Here is a 16,419-nt window from a genome sequence, read left to right on the forward strand (position 1 = left end):
GTGACTCAGCTCATTACTACCGAACTGGTCGAGCTCGACCAGAACCTGGGCAGCTCGCCCGAGGACGTGATCCGGCACCTGGCAGGCAGAGTTGCAGCCAACGGACGCGCCACCGAAGTCGAGGGCCTCTTCACCGACGCCTTCGCGCGGGAGTCCAAGACTGCCACCGGCGTCCCGGGCGGGATCGCGATCCCGCACTGCCGCTCGACGGCGGTCACCGAGCCCACGCTGGCGATGGCACGGCTCTCCCAGCCGGTGGACTTCGGCGCCAAGGACGGCCCCGCGGACCTGATCTTCTTCATCGCGGCCCCCGAAGGCGCTGACCAGGAGCACCTCAAGCTGCTCTCCAAGCTCGCCCGCTCGCTGATCAAAAAGGACTTCACCGCAGCCCTCCGCGCCGCCGGCTCAGAGGCCGAGGTCGTCGAGCTCGTCGAAGGCGCCCTCGCCGACAAGCCCGCCGCGGAGGCCCCGGCAGCGGCCGCAGCAACCGCGGCCGGTGCCACCGCCGCCGGCGCAACCGCAGCCAGCGCATCCGCCGAGCCCGAAGCGGCCGGGGCACCCCGCCCCAAGCGCCTCGTCGCGGTCACCGCCTGCCCCACCGGCATCGCCCACACCTACATGGCCGCCGACTCGCTCGTCGCCGCAGCCAAGGAAGCCGGCGTCGACCTGCAGGTGGAAACCCAGGGGTCCTCCGGCGCCAAAGCCCTTGACCCCGCCGTGATCGCCGCCGCCGACGCAGTGATCTTCGCCGTGGACGTGGATGTGCGCGGCAAGGAGCGTTTCGCCGGCATGCCGGTCATCAACGCCCCGGTCAAGCGCGGCATCGACGAGCCGGACAAGATGGTCGCGGAAGCACTCGCCGCCGCGGACAACCCGCACGCCCGCCGCGTGCCCCACTTCGGCGCAGAAGAACAGGCCGAACACGAGGCCGAGGAAAAGGGCGAGCACATCGGCACCAAGCTGAAGAAGGCGCTCCTTACGGGTGTCAGCTACATGATCCCGTTCGTCGCGGGCGGCGGTCTGCTGATCGCCCTCGGCTTCCTGCTGGGCGGCTACGACATCACGGCTTTCGCGGACAAGATCCTGGCGGACAACAGCCTCTTCAACCTGCCCACCGTGTACCCGGAACTCGCCTGGGGCCCGCTGGGCGCCTTCCTGGGTGCCGTGTTCTTCAAGATCGGCGCCCTGTCCCTCGGCTTCCTCGTGCCCGCGCTGGCCGGCTACATCGCCTACGCCATCGCCGACCGGCCGGGCATCGCCCCGGGCTTCGTCTCCGGCGCCGTGGCCGTCTTTATGGGAGCAGGGTTCCTCGGCGGCATCGTGGGCGGCCTGATCGCCGGCTACGTGGCATATTCGATCGGCAAGCTCACCGTTCCCCGCTGGCTGCGCGGCCTGATGCCGGTGGTCATTATCCCGCTCGTGGCGTCCATCGCCGCCTCAGGCCTTCTCTTCGCGTTCCTGGGCAGGTACGTCGCGGCGGTCACCGTCGGCCTCAACGAGTTCCTGTCCGGCCTGACCGGTGCCAGCGCCATCGCCCTCGGCGTCATCCTCGGCCTGATGATGTGCTTCGACCTCGGCGGACCGGTCAACAAGGTTGCCTACGCCTTCGCCGTCGCCGGCCTCGGCGCAGCATCCATCGAAAACCAGGCCCCGTGGCAGATCATGGCAGCCGTCATGGCTTCCGGCATGGTTCCGCCGCTCGCCATGGCACTGGCCGCTACCGTGCTGAACAAGAAGCTCTTCAGCCTCGCCGAACAGGAAAACGGCAAGGCCGCCTGGCTGCTGGGAGCCTCCTTCATCTCCGAAGGCGCCATTCCCTTCGCCGCGGCCGACCCGCTGCGCGTCATCCCCGCCAGCATGATCGGCGGCGCGGTGACCGGTGCCATCTCGATGGCGGCAGGCGTGGGGTCGAAGGCCCCGCACGGCGGAATCTTCGTCTTCTTCGCGATCGACAACTTCCTGATGTTCGTCGTCGCCATCGCGGCCGGTACCGTCGTGAGTGCCTTCGCGGTGATCGGGCTCAAGCGCTGGGCAGTCAAGAAGCCGGTTGGTACGGTGGAATCGGTTCCCGTAGCCGCCTAAGCCAGCCGCCGCCGACAGTTCCAGACGATTTTTCCCAGCAGATTTTCACAGCTGATAAACACCCAAGCTGACATCAAGGAGCAGAAATGACCGAACGTAACGCCACCATTGCCAGCCGCGTAGGGCTGCACGCCCGACCGGCCGCCATCTTTGCCGAGGCTGCAGGCGAGTTCGATCTCGAAATCACTATCGCCCGGCTGGGCGAACCCATCGACGAGGCCATGGACGCCGCCAGCATCCTGTCCCTCATGAGCCTGGGCGCGTCCCACGGCGAGGTTGTGGTGCTGCGCGCCGAGGGCGACGGCGCCGACGCCGCCCTGGAGCGCCTGGTCCAGATCCTCGAAACGGACCACGACGCCGAATAGCGTCACCGCCATCGGCCGSCGGCCGCATCTGTTTTGGGGACGTCCCTAAGCCCGTTCCGCGATCTGCTTGACGTCAACCACGAGTCGGTCCCACATGCCCTGGGAGTGCTGCGCGGCCTCGGCGCTGGCGTTATTGCCCTGCGAGAGGGTAAGCCGCGTCGTCCCGCCCAGGTCCTCGAGGGTCCAAGTCACCGTGTGGTAGTTCTCGGCAACTTCCTCGCGGCCGCCGAGAGGGCTGAAATGGGTGTGAACCAGGCGCCGCCCGGGTGCCATCTCGAGGATTTCGCCCTTGTCCTCGTACTTTTTGCCATCCCACTCGCCGCGCCACACGATCGGTCCGCCCACCGTCCAGTCCGTGACAAGCTCCGTCCCGAACATGAACTCCTTCACAGCCGCCGGATCGGTGATCACTTGCCAGACCCGCGCCGGCGGAGCATCGATGGTGACGGTCGACGTCGCCACATAGTCGTCTGCCATGGCTTCCCTTCCTCGTTGGTCGAGCGGGCAGCCCGCCCGGCACCGAGACTACTCCGGGTGCCGGCACACGGACAGGGGAGCTGGCAGCCGGCTCCCACCTACGCAGCGCTAAGCAGGCTTAGTACATGCTTGTCACAAGCCCTGCGGCGCCGATAGTTTGGAAACCGCGGCACCACTACCGTGGCCCGCCGCAGGACCTGTTCCCGGCCGAAGGAGACACCCGTGGCAACCGTGCAGCACAGCATTGAAGTCGACGTTCCCGTATCCACCGCGTACAACCAATGGACGCAGTTCGAGACTTTCCCCGAGTTCATGAAGGGCGTGGAGGCCGTCGAACAGATCGACGAGACTTCCCTCCAGTTCCGCACCGACATTGCCGGTGTCCGGCGCGAGTACCTCGCCCAGATCACCGAGCAGACCCCCGACCGGAAAATCGCGTGGGTCAGCACCGACAAGCCCCGCAACGCCGGAACCGTGACCTTCGAATCCCTCGGCGCCGAGCGCGCCCGCGTCAATGTCGAACTCGAGTGGGAGCCCGAGGGGCTCGTGGAAAAGGCCGGCTCGGCCGTCGGCGCGGATAGCCGCCAGGTTACTGCGGACCTGGGCCGCTTCAAGGAATTCATCGAATCCCGCGGGATCGAAACCGGCGAATGGCGGTCCTCGGTTGCCCGGGGCGAAGTGGACGAGTCCGCCGGCGGGCCCGACACCCGGCTGCCGAGGTAGCCATGCCCACGAAGAAGAATGCCCCGCGGGGCAGCGAGAATCCCAGCATCAAGGACCCGGAGGTCTACGAAGCGCTGCTGGAGGACGGGGCGTCGAAGCAGAAGGCCGCCCGCATCTCCAACGCCGCGGCCGCGAAGGGCCGGTCTGCCGTCGGCCGCAAGGGCGGGAAGGCCGGGGACTACGACGACTGGACCGTCGCACAGCTGAAGGAACGCGCCAAGGAGATCGGTCTCAAAGGCTACTCGGCGAAGAAGAAAAGCGAGCTCATTTCCGCGCTCAGGAACTCCTGATTCCGGTGGCCGCCGGCCTGACCCCCAACGGCTCAGGCCTCTTTCCGCGCGCTCCTCGCGGCTGCCTTCGGGGCCGACGTCTTCGGGGCCGCAGCTTTGGTGCCGGCGGTCTTCGCCGCCGCCCGGGAGCCTGTCTTCGGCTCAGCCTTGGCCGCCGCCGGCTTCGCGGCGGTTGTGGAAGACCGGGCGGAGGACTTGGCGGCGGGCTTGCCGGAGTCGTCCCCGGGCGCTGCCCCTCCCCCGCGTTTCTTCTCCAGGCTCCGCTTGAGTGCCTCCATCAGGTCGATCACCTCGCCGCTGCCGGCCTCGGCAGCCGGGACGCCGAAGGTCTCCTCGGTGTCCAGCGATTCCCCCTTCTCCAGCTTCGCCTCGATGAGCTGGCGCAGCTGGAGCTGGTAGTCGTCGGTGAACTGGTCCGGTTCGAAGTCCGCTGCCATCGAGTCGACCAGCGCCGCGGACATTTCACGTTCCTGCGCGGAGATGCGGATGGTGGACTCGAGGGAGGGGAAGCTGGCCTCCCGCACCTCGTCGGCCCAGAGCAGCGCCTGCAGCACCAGCACGTCGCCACGGATCCGCAGGGCCCCCAGCCGGGTCTTGTCCCGCAGGGCGAACTGGACGATCGCCACCCGGTCGGTGTCCTCCAGCGCCCGGCGCAGCAGGACATAGGCCTTGGGCGACTTGGAGTCCGGCTCAAGGTAGTAGCTCTTCTCGAACGACATCGGGTCGAGCTGCTCGGCCGGCACAAACTGCACGACGTCGATCTCGTGGCTGTTCTCGGCCGGGATGGACTTGAGCTCCTCGCGGCTGAGGACCACCGTGCGGCCGTCGTCCTCGTAGGCCTTGTCGATGTCTTCGTAGTCCACGACCTTGCTGCAGACCTCGCAGCGGCGCTGGTAGCGGATCCGTCCGCCGTCGGCGTTGTGGACCTGGTGGAGGCTGATGTCGTGGTCCTCGGTCGCGCTGTAGACCTTGACGGGCACGTTGACCAGCCCGAACGCTATGGCACCTTTCCAGATGGCTCTCATGGATCAAGTGAACATCACAGTTGCGGGGAGGTGAAGCCCTTTGGCTGAAACCACGCCGGCCAGCAGCAGGGAGCGTGTCCGGGTCGGCGGCCGCGAACTGGTGATCACCAACCTGGATAAGGTCCTCTATCCGGAGACCGGAACCACCAAGGCCGATGTGCTGGCCTACTACGCCGCGGTGGCGCCCGTGCTGATCCCGGCCGCCGCGAACCGCCCCGCGACCCGGAAACGCTGGGTGCACGGAGTGGGGACGGCCGATGCACCGGGCGAGATGTTCTTCCAGAAGAACCTGGACCATTCGACGCCGGGGTGGGTGCCGCGGGCCTCCATCTCCCACAAGGAACGGACCATCCAGTACCCGCTGGTCAACGACCCCGCCACGCTGGCCTGGCTCGCCCAGATCGCGGCCCTCGAGATCCATGTGCCGCAATGGCGCGTGGATTCCCACGGGAACCAGATGCCGCCGGACCGGCTGGTGCTGGACCTGGATCCGGGCGAGGGTGCCGGGCTGGCCGAATGTGTCGAGGTCGCGAAGCTCGCCCGCGCCATCCTGCAGGATGTGGGCCTGGATCCTGTGCCCGTGACCAGCGGCAGCAAGGGCATCCACCTGTACGCCGCCCTGGACGGCACGCAGAGCTCCGAGCAGATCTCCGGGTTCGCCCACGAACTGGCCCGCGCCCTGGAAGCGGACCACCCGGAACTGGCCGTCAGCGACATGAAGAAGACCCTTCGCGCCGGCAAGGTCCTGGTGGACTGGAGCCAGAACAGCGCGGCGAAGACCACCATCGTCCCCTATTCCCTGCGCGGGAGGCTCCGGCCGACAGTCGCGGCGCCCCGGACCTGGCGTGAACTCAGCTCGCCGACCCTGCACCAGCTCGACTACCAGGAGGTGATGAAGCGGGTGAAGTCCGGCAAGGATCCGTTCGCTGCCATCTCCGGCCGGGGGCGGCCGGCGGCTACGCCGGACGGCCATCCGGGCGACGCGTCCGGGGAAGCGGCCGGCGACGGCGACGACACGGACCCGAGGCTGGAGACGTACCGTGCCAAGCGGGACGCGGCTTCGACCCCGGAGCCGTTTACGGCGGAACGGTCCAAAATCGACACCGACGGCGGCACCGTCCGGGAGAAGTTCGTCATCCAGGAACACCACGCCAGCCGGCTGCACTTCGACCTCCGGCTGGAGCGCGACGGCGTCCTGGTGTCCTGGGCGCTGCCCAAAGGCGTCCCCACCGACAAGACCAAGAACCACCTCGCGGTCCAGACCGAGGACCATCCGCTGGACTACTTGGACTTCGAAGGCACCATCCCCAAGGGCCAGTACGGGGCCGGGACCATGAGCATCTGGGACAGCGGGTACTACGAGGTCGAGAAGTGGATTGCGGGCAAGGAAGTCATTGCCACCCTCACCGGCCAGGAGGACGGCGGCCTGGGCGGCGCCCGCAGGTACGCGCTGATCCACACCGGCCGGGGCGATGACCAGTGGCTCATCCACCTGATGGACCCGCCCGGTGCGAAGAAGGGGCACGCCGCCCCGCCGCCGCCGGAGGAGCCGAGGACAGCGACGGCGACGGCGCCCGGCGAGCCGGCCCCGGCTCCGGCCCCGGCTCCGGCTCCGGAGGAGTTCAGTCCAATGCTGGCTAGCTCCGGAACCATCGCCGACCTGCCGGACAAGGAGTGGCAGTTTGAACTGAAGTGGGACGGCGTGCGGGCCCTGGTCCTCGGGGACGCGACAACGATCCGCCTGGTCAGCCGCAACGGCAACGACATGACCGTGTCATATCCGGAGCTGACGGACCGCTCCTGCTGGCCGGAGCAGGACTTTATCGCCGACGGCGAGATCATCGCCGTCGGCGCCTCGGGGCGGCCGGACTTCGGGCTGTTGCAGGGGCGGATGAAGCTCACGCGGGCGTCCGACGTCGCGAAGGCGCGGGCGTCGACGCCGGTGCGGCTGATGCTGTTCGACCTCCTGTCGGAGCACGGCAAGGACCTCCGCCGTCTTCCGCTCGGCGATCGCCGGGCCAGGCTGGAAGCGTTCTTCACTCCGTCCGGCTGTCCGGTGGAGCTCTCCGGGGTGATCGACGGCGATGTCCGGCACATCCTCGAAAGCGCGGAGGAACTGGGGCTCGAGGGGGTGATGGCCAAGCGCACGGACGGCCGCTATGTCGGGCAGCGCAGCAGGTCCTGGCTCAAGCTCAAGTTCGAACGCACCCAGGAGGTGGTGGTCGGGGGCTGGCGGCCGGGCAAGGGCGAGCGCGGGCAGTCGGTGGGCTCACTGCTGCTGGGGATCCCGGACGGTTCCAGCCTTCGCTACGTCGGTCGCGTTGGCAGCGGTTTCAGCACCCGCGAACTGGTGGAACTCCGCCAGCAGCTCGACGCCCTCCCGCGGAAAACCTCCCCGTTCGAGGACGTCCCTGCGGCCGACGCCTCCGACGCGCACTGGGTGAGCCCCCGGCTGGTCGGGGAGGTCACCTACGGGGAATGGACCGGCAGCGGCAAGCTCCGGCACCCGGTCTGGCGCGGTTGGCGGCTGGATAAGACGCCGGGCGATGTGGTGGTGGAGGACGGCTGAGGGCAGCGAAAAGCCCGGGGCTAGCCTTGCGGGCCGTCCCGGGCCGTTGAAGCCGGCTGCTGCCGCCAGCGCTTGAGCGCCGGCGGGGATCAGGAGGAGTGCGGGGTGTCCGGCGGGGTGATCCGGTGCACGGCGTTCACCCCGGCACCCTGCGCCAGGCGGCCGTGCTTGACGTCGTGCTCCTTGGGGTGGCGGTGCTTGCCGTTGCCGTCCGGCCACTGTTTCCCTTCGGCTGCGGAAGGTGGGGCGGGGCGTTTCGTTTCCGGGCCGGGCGCCTCATCCATGGACTCCGCCAGATGACTGGCTACCTCGGGATTGATGTCGTCTCCGAACTGGTGTTCCGCCATTGCTCTTCCTTCCGCTGTCGAATCAGGCTGTCGAATTACGCCGTCGAAATAAGCTGTGAAATGAAGTGTCCAACTATCCTAGGTCGGCCCGCCTGAGATGTCTGTAGGGCTACCAGCGGACTTTCTTTTCCGTCGGACCCTGCTTGCCGCTGACGTGCGTGGGCTTGTGGCTGTGGCCGACGCTTTGTGAGCCGGCGCCGCCCCGGGACTTGCTGGCGAGCATCTCCTTCTGGGCGTCGGTGAGGCGCGACTTGATGCCCTTCCCCTGATCCTCCTTGGCCTGGGACTTGCCCTCCCCTTCGGCTCCGCTGTTGCTGTTCTTCTTGGTGTCTTTGCCAGTCATGGACTGTTCTCCTTGTGCGGCTTTTTGATCAGTGCTGCGCTGACTCCAACCCTAAGCGCATTCCGGCTCCCGCGGGTACCCCTTTTTCGCGGTGCAGCGGGCATCCCCGAGGCCTGTTTCGGGCCGAAAAACCGGCTCCAGGCCGCCCTCTGGGGAAAAACTTTGCGCCTGCCCCGGTGCAGGCCGGGGTTTCCCAGCATTGGCGCGGCGAAACAGCGGAAAAGAAATCCGCCAATGAGCCCCTTCCCGGGGCCGAATCACCGGATCATACGGCACCAAACTCGGAAACACCATAGAAATCACGTAAAATTGAAAGCCTGCCCAGAGCGGGGCAGCTACAAGTCGCAAGCAAATGACCTCCTTAGGAGCGGCCCAAATGCCCAAAGACCGAAGCACGACCGACTCTTCAGCAGGCGTGATGAACGCCAGCGGAACCTACCAAGCTGCACCCACGGGTGTGAAGAAACCAAGGCTGCGGACGCGGCGTCGACTCAAAGAGTCCGACGTCAACGTCGTCAACAAGCCGATGCTCAAGAAAGCACTCGGCGGCACCATCGTGGGTAACACCATGGAGTGGTACGACGTCGGCGTGTTCGGCTACCTGATCACCACCATGGGACCGGTGTTCCTGCCCGAGGCGGACAAGAGCGTTCAGACGCTGTTCCTGCTGGGCACCTTCGCCGCCACCTTCATTGCCCGCCCCCTCGGCGGAGTCATCTTCGGCTGGCTCGGTGACAAGGTGGGCCGCCAGAAGGTCCTCGCCTGGACTCTGATGCTGATGGCTGCGAGCACCTTCGCCGTCGGCCTGCTGCCCGGCTACGCGCAGATCGGCATGTGGGCAGCTGCCCTGCTGGTTCTGCTCAAGCTCGTCCAGGGCTTCTCCACCGGCGGCGAGTACGCCGGTGCCACCACCTTCGTGAGCGAATACTCCCCGGACAAGCGCCGCGGCTTCTTCGCCAGCTTCCTGGACATGGGAAGCTACCTCGGCTTCGCCCTCGGCGCCGCCCTCGTCTCCGGCCTGCAGCTGACCCTGGGCCAGGGCGTCATGGAGGAGTGGGGCTGGCGGATCCCGTTCCTCATTGCCGGCCCGCTGGGCCTGATCGCGATCTACTTCCGAAACAAGATCGAGGAATCCCCGCAGTTCCAGGCCACTCTGGACGCCCAGGAAAACGTCGCCAAGGACGCCGCTGCCTCCGACGCTGCCGCTTCCAAGGGCCCGGTGGGCATTGTGAAGGCCTACTGGCGCTCGCTCATCGTTGCCATGATCCTGGTGGCAGCCGCCAACACCGCAGGCTACGCCCTGACGTCCTACATGCCGACGTACCTCACCGAGTCCAAGGGCTACGATCCCGTGCACGGCACCCTGCTGACCATCCCCGTGCTGGTCATCATGAGCCTCTGCATTCCGCTGACTGGAAAACTGTCTGACCGGATCGGCCGCCGCCCCGTGCTGTGGATCGGTGCGCTCAGCACCGTGGTCCTGGCCGCCCCGGCGTTCATGCTGATCGGCGTCGGAGAAATCTGGTCGACCCTCCTCGGACTGGGCCTGATCGCTTTCCCGGTGACGTTCTACGTGGCGAACCTTGCCTCGGCCCTGCCGGCGCAGTTCCCGACGGCGAGCCGTTACGGCGCCATGGGCATCGCGTACAACTTCTCCGTGGCCATCTTCGGCGGAACCACGCCGTTCATCGTCGCCGCCCTCATCGGCGCCACCGGCGATGACATGATGCCTGCCTACTACCTGATGGCCACCTCGGCGATCGGTGCCATCGCGATCTACTTCCTCAAGGAATCGGCCCAGCGCCCCCTGCCGGGTTCCATGCCCAGCGTGGACACGCAGGCCGAGGCCAAGGAAATCGTTGCGAACCAGGACGAGAACCCGCTGATCGACCTCGTGGAGATGGACATGCCCTTCACCACGACTGCAGGTCCGGGCGCTGATCCGACGGCGCCGCGGGACACCGAAAAGGTGTCTGTCTAAGCCTGAGCTTGCCCTTCTGGCAGCCCGGTCAGGTTCATGCTGAGCCCGGCCGGCTAACCCAGGCTCTGTAGCAAAAGTCCCGCCCGTTGAGGCCTGCCTTGTGTGATTACCCGTTGGGGAATCACACAAGGCAGGCCTTAGGCGTGTCCGGTTGCAGGCCCTGCACCTGTCCCGTCCGGTCCCAGCCTGAAAAATTGGAGGCACCCGTGCAATCCCTCGGCGCGCATTTCCGCACGCTTCACAGCCTGGCACCGGCCAATAGGGACCACGTCTCGGCAGTGCGCGTTGCCGTCGGGGTCGCCGTCCCGTCCCTCGCCCTTCTCGCCGCCGGCCGCCCGGAGCTGATGATCTATGCGGTGTTCGGTGCCTTGACCGGCATGTACGGCCGGGACGAGCCGCATCAACTGCGCCTCAAGCACCAGGGCCAGGCTGCCTTCCTGCTCGTGGGCGGGCTGGCCGTCGGCGTCTTCCTTTCGATAAGCCAACTCCATTCCTGGGTGCTGGTCCTCACCGAAACCTTGCTGGCAGCAGCGGGCTCCCTCTTCGCGGACAAGGTCGCACTGAAGCCCGCCGGCCCGTTCTTCGGGATTTTGGCACTGGGCGCCTGCGCCTCCGTTCCCACAACGGTGCACTGGCACAGTGCGGTCCTGATCGGCGCCCTGTCGGCCGCCTGGTCCATCGTCGTGGGGTTTGGCGGCTGGGTGCGGCGCAGGGCCTGGGAACGCGGCGCGGAACGGAGTGTCCCGGCCATGCGCGGGGCCAGGCGCCGGGCAGCCTGGATCCATGCCGCCCGGTACCTTGCCGCCGTCGGCGCGGCCGGCTCCGTCGGGGTCCTCAGCGGAAGCGGGCACCCGCACTGGGCCATGGCAGCCGCCGCCGTCCCCCTGGCCGGGGCAGATATGCCGAGCAGCGTGTACCGCGGCCTGCACCGGATTGTTGGCACCCTGGCGGGTCTCGTGGTGGTTGCTGTGGTGCTGTTCCCTTGGGACTTCTCGCCGCTCCGGGCATTCCCCGGCCACGAGGCCGCCGTCCTGGCTGTCCTGGTGATTGTCCTGCAGTTCACCACGGAACTGTTCATGACCAGGCACTACGGCCTGGCCATGGTGTCCTTCACCCCCGTGGTCCTGCTGATGACACAGCTGGCCGCACCTTCCGACCCCCACGTGTTGGTGACCGAGCGCGCCGTCGAAACCCTGCTGGGCGCCCTGACGGGCATCCTCGTCGTCGTGCTGATACGCCGACGGCGGTGACGGTCCCGGCCGCCTGGGCGACAGGCCGCGCGACTGCTCCCCTCCTCCGCGGAACAAGAGGCGGGCAGCCGCACGGATGCAGTCCGGCTACTGCGGCTCGGCGGCAAGGAGTTCGGCGTGCTCCGCCGGCGTCAGGTCCTTCTGCCCGTCCATGACCGGCGGCGGGGAGAGCTTGTACGCGGCGTAGTACAGGCCTCCGGCCAGCGCCATGGTGATCAGCGGGGTGAGCTGCGAGACCACGGGCAGCGCCGTCTGCTCGGTCAACAGGATGCCGGTGGCGGAGGCAACCAACCACGCGATGGCCCCGGCGGTGACCGGCTTCAGCCGTCCCGGCCGGACTTCCGGCAGGTACCGCTCCTCTTTCCAGTTGATGGCGATGTACGTCAGCGCGATCGCAACCCACGCCGTGACGAAGACTCCCTGCCAGGCGAGCGCCTTGAGCAGGTAGCTCAGCACATCCGTGAGCATCAGCAGGTACGCCAGCACGCCGGAGACGATCACCCAGACGTACCGGGGAAGGTTCAGGCCGAACGCGCGGTGGGCAAAGGCCGAGAGGTTCGTCGAGGCGAGGAAGTAGTTGGCCGTGTTGATGCGGGTCTGCGAGATGAAGATGACCAGCAAACCCCAGACTCCCAGCGACGAAATGAACGCCGTGACCACCCCCGTCTCGGAGGCCTCCAGGCCCCAGGCGCTCATGATGTAGATGCCGACCAGTCCGTTCAGGCCGAACGTGAAGGCGTAGAACACCCAGCCGAAGGTGACGCTGCCCAGGAATCTCCGGTCCTCGCGTTTGCCCATCCGGGCGTAGTCAAACGTGTACATCATCATGATGTACACACCCATGTAGATCAGGTAGGACGTCAGCCAGCCGGGCAATGCCGAGCTGGCCGCGGCCTCGCCGATCCAGTTGGTGGGCACCCCGCGGATGACCGTCGCGGCGACGACCACGGCGATGAGGCCCGCGAAATAGAACGGGAGCAGGAACCCGTTGAGCCGGTCCAGCCAGTGCTGAACGCCGCCGACCGCCAGCGGAACGGCGTAGATCACCACGGCGGCGTACCAGATCAGGATGTCACCGCCAAAGTACTCGTGGAACGCAACGGCGATGATGGAGCCTTCGAAGACGGCGTAGTAGATCGCCGTGGCCGCGAAGATCAGTGACGCGAGCGCCGACCCCAGCAGCCCGAACAGGGTGCGGGAGAAGACACTGACCGTCAGTCCGGTCCGGGCCGCGTAGCGCGAGAGCACCAGGTTGATGAGCCCGTAGGTGGCGATGGTGAGGACCATGCCGATGATCGTGTTCGGTACCCCCACGGCACCGGCCGAGGCGACGGCCACGTAGATCCAGAACATGGCCGAGAACAGGGCCCACCAGGCCATGGTCAGCGACCATTTGCCGACCCGCTGATCCGCGGGCATTACTAGATTTGAGTACGACAAAGCGACACCTCTGGTGTTGTAGGACTGCATTTATGGAGCCAGTGGCGGGAGCCACGGGGCTATTTGTTGGTTATCCCCAGATCGAGCGGCGGACGGCCTTGCCTTCCGCACGGGCCGCGACGGCTTCCTCCATGGTCACCGCGACAAACCGCGTCTTGGTGCCGGGGGCGCTGCGGGCAAGCTGGTCCATGTCAGCGCTGATTACGGTTGCGACCATGGCGTAGCCTCCCCCGGACACGGCGTCGCGGTGCAGGACGATCGGTTCGTTGCCTCCCGGGATCTGGATGGAGCCCACCGCATATCCGGCGTCGACAATGTTGGACGGATCGGAACCGGCGCCGAAGGGCTGCTCCCGTGCCTCCCATTCGACCGCCGGCCCGCTGTAGCGCAGGCCGGTCCGGTCCGCCACCGGTGTGAGGGTCCAGGTCGAGTCCAGCAGGGTCGCGAGACCGGACTTGGTCAGCCGGTGGTCATAGAGGCCAAGAAGGACCCTGATCTCCGTTTCGGCCGGAAACTCCGGCCGAAGTTCCGGGGCGATTCCGGCGAGGACTTCCCCGGACGCCGTGTCGCCGACCGGGACCTCGTCCCCCGCGGCGAGCTTGCGCCCTTGATAGCCGCCCAGGGCGCCAAGGGCGTACGTGGAGCGGCTGCCGAGCACCAGGGGCACGTCGATGCCGCCGCGGACGGCCACGTAATAGCGCGTGCCGCCCTGGAGGAAGCCGAAGGAGACCTCGTCGCCGGCGGCCAGTTCGATCGCTTCCCACTGCGGGGCCGTGGCTCCGTTGACTTTCACTTCCACCGGGGCGCCTCCGACGGCGATCACCGCGGGGGCGGAGGTGCGGAATTTCGGGCCCAGATAGGTGCATTCCAGCACCGCTTCCTCCGCGCTGTTGCCCACCAGGGCGTTCACGATCTCGGCGGAGAGCTGGTCCATGGAGCCACCTTGCGGGATCCCCACGTTGTAGTGGCCGAATCGTCCCCGGTCCTGGACCGTCGTTGACAGGCCGGGCTCCAAGATCTCAAGAGTCATTGAGGTTCTCCAATAGCTTGGTGTTGTAGCTCTCCGGGTCGCCGAGGGCATCGGCCAGGTCGAACGTGACCGGCACCTGCTTGTAGACGAAGGTGCCCGCTTCCACCTGATCTTTGATCCTCTTGTACTCGTCCTCGTCCACCGGCCGGAACTTGACGATGTCGCCGGGTTTGAAGAAGACCATGAAGTCCTTGAAGTCGGCCAGGGACTGAGCCGGGTCGAAGATCGGAGCCGCCGCGATGCCGAACATCTGGTAGCCGCCGGCACCCCGGACGGAATAGATGCACGCGAAGCAGCCGCCGTGGCCGACGGTGAGGGGCGGCGTGTCCGTGCGCGGGCTGAGGTACTTGGGCACCTCCAGCTGCTGCTCGCGGGGCACCATCTGGAACATAAACGGCAGGCCGGCGACAAACCCGACCATGGACACCAGCCAGGGACTGCTGTGATGGCGCCGGATGAACTCGCCGGCACCCGAGAGGTTGTTGGCCTCGGCCGCGAAATCCAGGTCGGTCCCCTCGGGCCGCTGATGGCCGCTGCGGAAACGGGCCCCGGTTTCCCGCGTATACGGGTCGTCGTACCAGACCGGCACTTCGATCAGCCGGGTGTTCAGCACCGGATGGGAGGTGTTGTCCACTTCGACTTCGATCTCCCGCATGGCCGCTTCCAGTTCCGCCGCGTCGAGTACGTCGGGGTCGAAACGGACCAGCAGCGACGCGTTGGCCGGGCAGATTTCGGTCACGCCGGCGAGCGCGCGGGCGCCGAGCCTGGTGGCCATCGAATTGGACTTGAAGTTCGCGGCCAGGCTCATCGCCTCCGAGATTTCGACGAAAAGGAACTCGTCGCCGCCCCAGGTGTACCGCGCCGCGCCTTTGAGTGAGCCGGCGCTCAAGGTGTCGCTCATGACAGCTCCCCCAGGATCTCCGGGCTGGTTTCGATGAACTTGGTGTGGTGCTCCACGGTCTTCAGTTCCGGCCGGTGCAACACGGCACTGAGCAGCGGAATGGTGGTTGATACGCCTTCGATCGTGATCTCGTCGAGGGCGCGGATGGACCGGCCGATTGCCTCGTCCCGGGTTTCGTCCCAGACGATGATCTTCGCCAGCAGCGAGTCGTAGAAGGGCATCACAGTGGAGCCCGCGACGAAACCGGAGTCGATGCGGACACCGGGACCGCCCGGCCAGTCGAGGCGTTCCAGCAGCCCCGGGCTGGGCATGAATCCCTTGGACGGGTCCTCGGCGTTGAGCCGGAATTCGAAGGCATGCCCGCGGAAGACGACGTCTTCCTGGCGCATCCGAAGCGGCTCCCCGGCAGCAATCAGCAGCTGTTCCCGGACCAGGTCAAGGCCGGTGACCATTTCCGTGACGGGGTGTTCCACCTGGAGACGGGTGTTCATCTCGATGAAGGAAACTTCGTGGTTGACGGCGTCGTACAGGAACTCGACCGTTCCCAGACCCTTGTAATGGCACTGCCGGGCGAGCTCCACCGAGGATTCCAGCATGTGCCGGCGGACGTCGTCCGGCAGGTCAGGCGCGGGCGCTTCCTCGAGGATTTTCTGCTGCCGGCGCTGCATGGAGCAGTCCCTGTCCCCGAGATGGACGACGTTGGTGCCGTCGCCGAGAACCTGGACCTCAACGTGCCGGGCGCGTTCCACGAACTTCTCCAGGTAGACGGCGGCGCTGCCAAACGCGGCGGCCGCTTCGGCTTGGGCTACTTCGACGGTCGAGGCCAGGTCTTCGGCACGCGTCACGAGCCGGATTCCGCGCCCGCCGCCGCCCGCGGCCGCCTTGACCACCAGGGGGTAACCGATCTCGGCCGCGATTTCCAGCAAGGCATCGCCGGTGGGGGCCTCGCCGTGTGTTCCGCGCAGCGTGGGAACGCCCGCCGCCTCCGCAGCCTGCCGGGCCCGTGCCTTGTCGCCCATCAGTTCGATGGCTTCCGGGGACGGGCCCACCCAGATGAGCCCCGCCTCCACGACGGCCCGGGCAAAAGCGGCGTTTTCGGACAGGAACCCGTAGCCGGGGTGCACCGCGTCGCAACCGAAGTCGGCTGCCGCTTTGAGGACGGCGCCGTGGTCCAGGTAGCTCTGGCTGGCGGGGGCCGGCCCAATGACCGCGTGTTCATCCGCCAGGCGGGCGGCCAGCCCGTCGGCGTCAGGTTCGCTGGCCACCACCACCGTGTGGATCCCCAGTTCGCGGGCGGTGCGGATGATCCGTACTGCGATCTCCCCGCGGTTGGCTATGAGGAGTCTCTTCATGGTTTTTCCTCTATCACTGCAATCACGTCACCCGGGTTGACGGTGCCTGAATCCGACACCTCGAACTTGACCAGGTTTCCGGCAACTTCTGTCTTGACCTCGCTGAACTGCTTCATGATTTCGACGACGCCGATCGTCTGGCCCGCCTCTACGTCGTCGCCTTCCTGCACATACGGATCCTTGTCCGGGCCGGGCTTGCGGTAGAACACTCCGGGAAGCGGCGAGGTGACTTGGTGTGACATGG

Annotated in this window: 16 protein-coding genes; 7 read left to right on the forward strand and 9 right to left on the reverse strand. The window is 66.9% G+C overall.

Annotation, left to right across the window (positions count from 1 at the left end):
* Together AC1DF4_RS04615 and AC1DF4_RS04620 are read left to right on the forward strand one after the other, a co-directional pair.
* Window positions 1–2,082, forward strand: a complete 2,082-nt coding sequence (locus tag AC1DF4_RS04615) for a PTS fructose transporter subunit IIABC (protein WP_476911767.1) — start codon at window positions 1–3, stop codon at window positions 2,080–2,082.
* An 86-nt stretch (window positions 2,083–2,168) separates the two neighbouring features.
* A complete protein-coding gene (locus AC1DF4_RS04620; RefSeq protein WP_441407307.1) occupies window positions 2,169–2,447 on the forward strand; it encodes an HPr family phosphocarrier protein in 279 nt (92 codons plus the stop codon).
* Window positions 2,448–2,492: 45 nt separating this feature from the next.
* Here AC1DF4_RS04620 and AC1DF4_RS04625 read toward each other — a convergent pair whose 3' ends face one another.
* Window positions 2,493–2,924 (reverse strand): SRPBCC domain-containing protein, encoded by a 432-nt coding sequence (locus tag AC1DF4_RS04625; RefSeq protein WP_476911768.1) that lies wholly within the window; start codon window positions 2,922–2,924, stop codon window positions 2,493–2,495.
* 222 nt (window positions 2,925–3,146) lie between these two features.
* Between AC1DF4_RS04625 and AC1DF4_RS04630 the strand changes: the two genes are divergently transcribed.
* Window positions 3,147–3,647, forward strand: a complete 501-nt coding sequence (locus AC1DF4_RS04630) for an SRPBCC family protein (protein ID WP_476911769.1) — start codon at window positions 3,147–3,149, stop codon at window positions 3,645–3,647.
* 2 nt (window positions 3,648–3,649) lie between these two features.
* The gene (locus AC1DF4_RS04635; RefSeq protein WP_476911770.1) at window positions 3,650–3,937 is read left to right on the forward strand and encodes a DUF7218 family protein; all 288 of its coding nucleotides are present in this window, start codon (window positions 3,650–3,652) and stop codon (window positions 3,935–3,937) included.
* A gap of 32 nt (window positions 3,938–3,969) precedes the next feature.
* Here the strand turns inward: AC1DF4_RS04635 and ku are convergent, their stop codons facing one another.
* Window positions 3,970–4,962, reverse strand: coding sequence for a non-homologous end joining protein Ku (gene ku / locus AC1DF4_RS04640; RefSeq protein ID WP_476911771.1), 993 nt, complete (start codon window positions 4,960–4,962; stop codon window positions 3,970–3,972).
* A 40-nt stretch (window positions 4,963–5,002) separates the two neighbouring features.
* Between ku and AC1DF4_RS04645 the strand changes: the two genes are divergently transcribed.
* A complete protein-coding gene (locus AC1DF4_RS04645) occupies window positions 5,003–7,531 on the forward strand; it encodes an ATP-dependent DNA ligase (protein ID WP_476911772.1) in 2,529 nt (842 codons plus the stop codon).
* Window positions 7,532–7,620: 89 nt separating this feature from the next.
* Here the strand turns inward: AC1DF4_RS04645 and AC1DF4_RS04650 are convergent, their stop codons facing one another.
* Both AC1DF4_RS04650 and AC1DF4_RS04655 read right to left on the reverse strand, forming a co-directional pair.
* A complete protein-coding gene (locus tag AC1DF4_RS04650; protein WP_476911773.1) occupies window positions 7,621–7,878 on the reverse strand; it encodes a hypothetical protein in 258 nt (85 codons plus the stop codon).
* 109 nt (window positions 7,879–7,987) lie between these two features.
* Window positions 7,988–8,221 (reverse strand): hypothetical protein, encoded by a 234-nt coding sequence (locus AC1DF4_RS04655; protein ID WP_476911774.1) that lies wholly within the window; start codon window positions 8,219–8,221, stop codon window positions 7,988–7,990.
* Between the two features lie 376 nt (window positions 8,222–8,597).
* Between AC1DF4_RS04655 and AC1DF4_RS04660 the strand changes: the two genes are divergently transcribed.
* Together AC1DF4_RS04660 and AC1DF4_RS04665 are read left to right on the forward strand one after the other, a co-directional pair.
* Window positions 8,598–10,202, forward strand: coding sequence for an MFS transporter (locus AC1DF4_RS04660; RefSeq protein WP_476911775.1), 1,605 nt, complete (start codon window positions 8,598–8,600; stop codon window positions 10,200–10,202).
* Between the two features lie 206 nt (window positions 10,203–10,408).
* Entirely contained in the window at window positions 10,409–11,452 is a 1,044-nt protein-coding gene (locus tag AC1DF4_RS04665; protein WP_476911776.1) for an FUSC family protein, read from the forward strand.
* Window positions 11,453–11,539: 87 nt separating this feature from the next.
* On the opposite strand, the gene AC1DF4_RS04670 is transcribed toward AC1DF4_RS04665, so the two are convergent.
* From AC1DF4_RS04670 to AC1DF4_RS04690, 5 genes are all read right to left on the reverse strand, one after another.
* Window positions 11,540–12,871: a purine-cytosine permease family protein gene (locus tag AC1DF4_RS04670; protein WP_476911777.1), complete on the reverse strand. Its 1,332-nt coding sequence runs from the start codon at window positions 12,869–12,871 to the stop codon at window positions 11,540–11,542.
* Between the two features lie 91 nt (window positions 12,872–12,962).
* On the reverse strand, window positions 12,963–13,922 hold the full coding sequence (locus tag AC1DF4_RS04675) for a 5-oxoprolinase subunit C family protein (RefSeq protein WP_476911778.1): 960 nt from the start codon (window positions 13,920–13,922) through the stop codon (window positions 12,963–12,965).
* Window positions 13,912–14,823, reverse strand: coding sequence for a 5-oxoprolinase subunit B family protein (locus tag AC1DF4_RS04680; protein ID WP_476911779.1), 912 nt, complete (start codon window positions 14,821–14,823; stop codon window positions 13,912–13,914). The genes AC1DF4_RS04675 and AC1DF4_RS04680 overlap by 11 nt, the downstream gene beginning before the upstream one ends.
* Window positions 14,820–16,175, reverse strand: coding sequence for an acetyl-CoA carboxylase biotin carboxylase subunit (locus AC1DF4_RS04685; protein WP_476911780.1), 1,356 nt, complete (start codon window positions 16,173–16,175; stop codon window positions 14,820–14,822). The genes AC1DF4_RS04680 and AC1DF4_RS04685 overlap by 4 nt, the downstream gene beginning before the upstream one ends.
* Window positions 16,172–16,417, reverse strand: a complete 246-nt coding sequence (locus tag AC1DF4_RS04690; RefSeq protein WP_018774875.1) for an acetyl-CoA carboxylase — start codon at window positions 16,415–16,417, stop codon at window positions 16,172–16,174. The genes AC1DF4_RS04685 and AC1DF4_RS04690 overlap by 4 nt, the downstream gene beginning before the upstream one ends.
* Window positions 16,418–16,419 lie beyond the last annotated feature (2 nt).

This window comes from Arthrobacter sp. 05N429, from assembly GCF_056397045.1.